At 64.6% G+C, this 4657-nt stretch carries 6 protein-coding genes and 1 pseudogene; 5 read left to right on the plus strand and 2 right to left on the minus strand.

The genetic code is table 11. The features are described 5' to 3' along the window. From EN781_RS26510 to EN781_RS26530, 5 genes are all read left to right on the plus strand, one after another. Window positions 1-918, plus strand: a 918-nt coding sequence (locus EN781_RS26510) for a helix-hairpin-helix domain-containing protein (RefSeq protein WP_281034396.1), incomplete at its 5' end; no start/stop codon positions are given. 103 nt (window positions 919-1021) lie between these two features. Further along, window positions 1022-1618, plus strand: a complete 597-nt coding sequence (pgsA, locus tag EN781_RS26515; protein ID WP_126055601.1) for a CDP-diacylglycerol--glycerol-3-phosphate 3-phosphatidyltransferase — start codon at window positions 1022-1024, stop codon at window positions 1616-1618. Window position 1619: 1 nt separating this feature from the next. Continuing rightward, window positions 1620-1877 (plus strand): molybdopterin converting factor subunit 1, encoded by a 258-nt coding sequence (gene moaD, locus EN781_RS26520; RefSeq protein ID WP_126055600.1) that lies wholly within the window; start codon window positions 1620-1622, stop codon window positions 1875-1877. 1 nt (window position 1878) lies between these two features. Next, window positions 1879-2361: a molybdenum cofactor biosynthesis protein MoaE gene (locus EN781_RS26525; protein ID WP_126055599.1), complete on the plus strand. Its 483-nt coding sequence runs from the start codon at window positions 1879-1881 to the stop codon at window positions 2359-2361. A 78-nt stretch (window positions 2362-2439) separates the two neighbouring features. After that, on the plus strand, window positions 2440-3237 hold the full coding sequence (locus EN781_RS26530) for a YbaY family lipoprotein (protein WP_245455524.1): 798 nt from the start codon (window positions 2440-2442) through the stop codon (window positions 3235-3237). A 15-nt stretch (window positions 3238-3252) separates the two neighbouring features. On the opposite strand, the gene EN781_RS26535 is transcribed toward EN781_RS26530, so the two are convergent. Together EN781_RS26535 and EN781_RS26540 are read right to left on the minus strand one after the other, a co-directional pair. Next, window positions 3253-4029 carry a DUF1194 domain-containing protein gene (locus EN781_RS26535; protein WP_189347876.1) on the minus strand — a complete coding sequence of 259 codons (777 nt, stop codon included), beginning with the start codon at window positions 4027-4029 and terminating at the stop codon, window positions 3253-3255. A 183-nt stretch (window positions 4030-4212) separates the two neighbouring features. Then, window positions 4213-4657, minus strand: a pseudogene (locus EN781_RS26540) (helix-turn-helix transcriptional regulator); the annotation flags it as partial.

Raw genomic sequence — 4657 nt, forward strand, 5'->3', positions numbered from 1 at the left:
CTGTCGACCCGCGCCGGCCGCAAGGTGTCGATCTCCGTGCCACAGCGCGGCGAGAAGAAGGACCTGACCGACAACGCGCTGCAGAACGCGCGCGAGGCGCTCGGCCGCAGGCTGGCCGAGACATCGACGCAGGCGCGCCTGCTGTCGGGCTTTGCGCAAACCTTCGGCCTGGCCAAGCCACCGGTGCGCATCGAGGTCTACGACAACTCGCACATCATGGGCACCAATGCCGTCGGCGCCATGGTCGTCGCCGGGGCGGAAGGCTTCGTGAAGAACCAGTACCGAAAGTTCAACATCCGCTCGACTGAGATCACGCCCGGCGACGATTTCGGCATGATGCGCGAAGTCATGGAGCGGCGGTTCTCGCGCCTGCTCAAGGAGCATGGCGACACGCGGCAGGAGGCGGAAGGCGCACCGGCCGAGGATGACGGCGAGGACGGCATCGAGGCCAATGGCGGCTTTCCGGCCTGGCCGGACGTCATCCTCATCGACGGCGGCCAGGGCCAGATGACGGCGGTGCGCAAGATCCTCGCCGATCTCGGCATCGAGGACCGCGTCGCCGCGATCGGCATCGCCAAGGGCCAGGACCGCGACGCCGGCCGCGAGCGCTTCTTCGTCAGGGGCAGGGACTCTTTCTCGCTGCCGGTGCGCGACCCCGTGCTCTATTTCGTCCAGCGACTGCGCGACGAGGTTCACCGCTTCGCCATCGGCTCGCACCGCGCCCGCCGCAAGAAAGAGATGGTCAAGAGTCCGCTCGACGAGATCGCCGGCATCGGCCCCGGCCGCAAACGCGCGCTGCTTTTGCATTTCGGCACCGCCAAGGCCGTCAGCCGCGCCGCGGTCGAGGACCTGGTCAAGGTCGACGGCATTTCGGAACAGATGGCCAAGCTGGTCTACAACCATTTTCATGACAGCTGACCATTCTTGCGCCTATTTTCGCCTGACCAATCGAATCTGACCAGTTGACCCCCCACATTCCCTTCTGATTTGAGTACGCAGCGGAGAGAGTACCCAAAACGACATGGCCCAGCGCGCGTTTAACCTGCCGAACATCCTCACCTACGCCCGTATCATCGCGGTGCCGCTGGTGGTGCTGTGCTTCTTTCTCGAGGGACATCTGAAGTCGAGCGACTTCGCCCGCTGGTCGGCGCTGGTCATCTTCCTGCTCGCCTCCATCACCGATTATTTCGACGGCTATCTGGCGCGCGCCTGGCAGCAGACCTCCAACATCGGCAAGATGCTTGATCCGATCGCCGACAAATTGCTGGTCGCCACCTGCCTGCTGCTTCTTGCCGCCGACACCGACCGCCATGCCGGCATCGCCGGCTGGTCGCTGTGGGCGGCGATCATCATCCTATGCCGCGAGATCCTGGTCTCTGGCCTGCGCGAATATCTGGCGGCGCTTAAGGTGTCCGTGCCCGTCACCCAGCTCGCCAAGTGGAAGACCACCATCCAGATGGTCGCCATCGCCTTCCTGCTGGCGGGCCCCGCCGGCGACAAGATCTTCCCGCTGACCACGCAGACCGGACTGGTGCTGCTGTGGATCGCAGCTCTCGTGACGCTCTACACCGGCTACGATTATTTCCGCGCCGGCCTCAAGCACATCATGGACGAGTGAGATGGCGACCAGGCTCATCTATTTCGCCTGGGTGCGCGAGCGGATCGGCAAGCCGGAAGAGGATGTCGACCTGCCACCCGGCATCGAGACGGTGGCAGACCTATTGCGTTGGCTGAAGTCGCGCGGCGAGGAATACGAGAACGCGCTGCAATTTCCTGACGTCATCCGCGTCGCCATCAATCAGGAACATGTCGGCCACCGCGAGAAGATCGCGGGCGCGCGCGAGATCGCGCTGTTCCCGCCGATGACAGGGGGCTGAGGTGGCGGACGCTGTGGTGCCTGCAATACGCATCCAGCGCGAGGATTTCGACGTCGCCGCCGAAATCGCCGGGCTGACCAAGGGACGTGCCGATATCGGCGCCGTGGTGACCTTCTCCGGTCTTTGCCGCGACGAGCAGGGCAGGCTCGCCGCCCTCGAGCTCGAACACTATCCGGGCATGGCCGAGGCCGAGATCGGTCGCATCGCCACCGAGGCGGTCCAGCGCTGGCCGTTGCAGGGGCTGACCGTCATCCACCGCCACGGCAAGGTCCGGCCCGGCGAGAACATCGTGCTGGTGGTGGCGGCTTCGGCGCACCGGCAGGCGGCATTCGAGGCGGCGAATTTCCTCATGGATTACCTCAAGTCGCGCGCGCCCTTCTGGAAGAAGGAGCACCGTGCCGATGCTTCCGAGGGTGGCTGGGTCGAGGCCAAGGAGGCCGACGACGAGGCAGCCGAGCGCTGGATGACGAAGCCGACCGATTAGAATCCACCCCGTGGCCATGTATTGACCGCAATCCTGCAGGACCCTGCGTTGGCTGGCGCAACCTAGGGGAGCTGGGTCATGCTGGACAGGATCGCTGAATTCTTCATCTTCGGCCTGGTGCCGTTGGTCGTTGGCGTACTTGCGGTGCCGGAATTCTCCGATGCCGCCGAGACGACGCTGAAGGGCGAGGTGATGTATCGCGAGCGTATCGCGCTGCCGCCCAATGCCGTGCTCTCGGTGCAGCTTGCCGACATGTCGCTGGCCGACGCGCCGGCCGCCATCATCGGCGAGCGCAAGGTAGCGCCGGCGGGCCAGGTGCCTATCAAGTTCGAGATCAGCTTCGACCCGCGGGTCGTCCGCCCGAACATGACCTACGCGCTGCAGGCGCGCATCACCGTCGACGACAAGCTGCTGTTCATCACCGATACGCGCCATCAGGTCGACCCGCTGAGCGATAAGCCTGAGACCATCGTGCTGAAGATGGTGGCGCAGGACCCAACGGCGGATACGCTGCTCGGGCAGAGTTGGCTGGTCGAATATATCGACGGCATCGGCGTCATCACCGACCCGCAGGCGACGTTCCGGGTGGACGAGGGCGGCAAGGCCGGCGGCAAGGGCCCCTGCAACGCCTATTTCGCCACCGCCAAGGTGGACGGCGAAAAGATCGCCATCAGCGACATCGGCTCGACCTACATGGCCTGCGCGCCTGAGGTCATGGCTCAGGAGAAGGCGCTGTTCGAGGCGCTGGCCAAGGCCGCCTCCTACCATTCGACGCCGGCAAGCTCATCATCGCCGACAAGGACGACCGCGTCATCCTGCGTTTCAATGCCGCGAGCTAGATTTCTGGAAAGCTGGGGAGCGGCTTTCCGTCCCTAGGCCAGCACAAGCGCGTTACCGCGCGGTGGTTCCGATCATAGAGCAGTCGAACATCCGGCCGCCTGCCGGGCTGTAGGACGCGAGTCTGGGCCGCGCGGGCATGCCCGCGATCTCAAGGAGCAGCTTTCGGCGGATCGCGACTTCGAACTGCCCGAGATCGTCGATTCCGATCAAGAATGAGTCCGGTCCGCCAATGACACAGCGCTCGTAGTAAAGATTGAGATAGTGCTCGCCAAAGGATTGGAAGCCGTTTGAACCACCGCGCGGCAGCGAGACGGGCAGTCCATTGATGGTGATGCCGGAGCCTGTCAGCCTGTCGCGTATCGGCGCGACGGGCAGGCCGGCATTGTTGGGACCGTCTCCCGATACATCGATAATCCGGCGCGCCGCTGCGGTGCGGCTCTTTGCAAACAGGTCGCCCGCTGACAGAAGGGCGCCCGAAATGGAAGTGCCTGCCTGCGCTGTGACAGGCTCGACCGCCAGGGCGTCGGCGAACCGCTTGGCGTCGTCGTAGCTGCCGACGATCGTCCAGGGCAGAACGACGCGCTGATAGTTCGGCCCGGCCCATTCGAGATATGAAACAGCGATCATGCCGCGTGCGCCCGATCCTATGGCTCCAGCGAGGTCCGGATGCCGGAATGCGCTGACATAACCGTCACGCTGGACCCGTTGTTCGGACAAGCTCATCGAGGACGAGACATCCACCGCGAGGACCAGTTCGAGGTCGACGAGGGGCCTTGCTGGTTCAGCCGCCAGCGACACCGAGCAAAATGCGCCGATGAGGAACGCCATTGCCGCGATGCGCGATCGTGCCGGCCGCGCCCGCGAGTTGGAATGAATATCTTTGCCCAACGATAATGCCATCCAGCACTGCCCCGGGTTCCATAGGCGCGATCTCGGCAATCTGTTGGGGAAGTATGCGGTGGCAAGCGCATGCGCGCTTCACCCGAATGGGTGACGCGCAGTTCAGTGGTGTTAGGGGGCGCGCAAGCGTGATAGCAGCGCCGTGAGTTCGGCCTGGCGATGCGTTCCCGTTTTGGCGAGGATCGCGCGGAGTTGGGTTCGCGCGGTTTCACGGCCAATCGCCAATCGGGCGCTCGCGGCGTCGATCCCGTCGCCGGCGGTCAGGCTGCAAGCCAGCCGCGCTTCGGCTGCCGTGAGTTGGAAAGCCTGGCCGAGCAAGCGTGCCGATGGCGCATGTTCCCTCACAAGGTCGGTGAAGCAAAGCAGAAAGTCACCGCCGTTGAACAGGTCGCGCACGAATGCAGTCATCGGCACCAGCTCGGCAAGGAGCCAGAACGAAGCGTCGCGGGTGATGACTTCCGGGCTGGCCAAAAACGACCCGTCCACTGGGCTTGAGACGGCGGCGCTGATCATCCGCTGCAGGCGGGAATCGCTCTCCCGGGCGGCTGCGGGGGTG

The organism is Mesorhizobium sp. M4A.F.Ca.ET.090.04.2.1 (genome assembly GCF_003999085.1).
Classification (GTDB): domain Bacteria; phylum Pseudomonadota; class Alphaproteobacteria; order Rhizobiales; family Rhizobiaceae; genus Mesorhizobium.

Bases quoted from the DNA above. Each gene is read 5' to 3' on its own strand.
- pgsA (WP_126055601.1), top strand. From the start codon at position 1,022: ATGGCCCAGCGCGCGTTTAACCTGCCGAACATCCTCACCTACGCCCGT.
- moaD (WP_126055600.1), top strand. From the start codon at position 1,620: ATGGCGACCAGGCTCATCTATTTCGCCTGGGTGCGCGAGCGGATCGGC.
- EN781_RS26535 (WP_189347876.1), bottom strand. From the start codon at position 4,029: ATGGCGTTCCTCATCGGCGCATTTTGCTCGGTGTCGCTGGCGGCTGAA.
- EN781_RS26530 (WP_245455524.1), top strand. From the start codon at position 2,440: ATGCTGGACAGGATCGCTGAATTCTTCATCTTCGGCCTGGTGCCGTTG.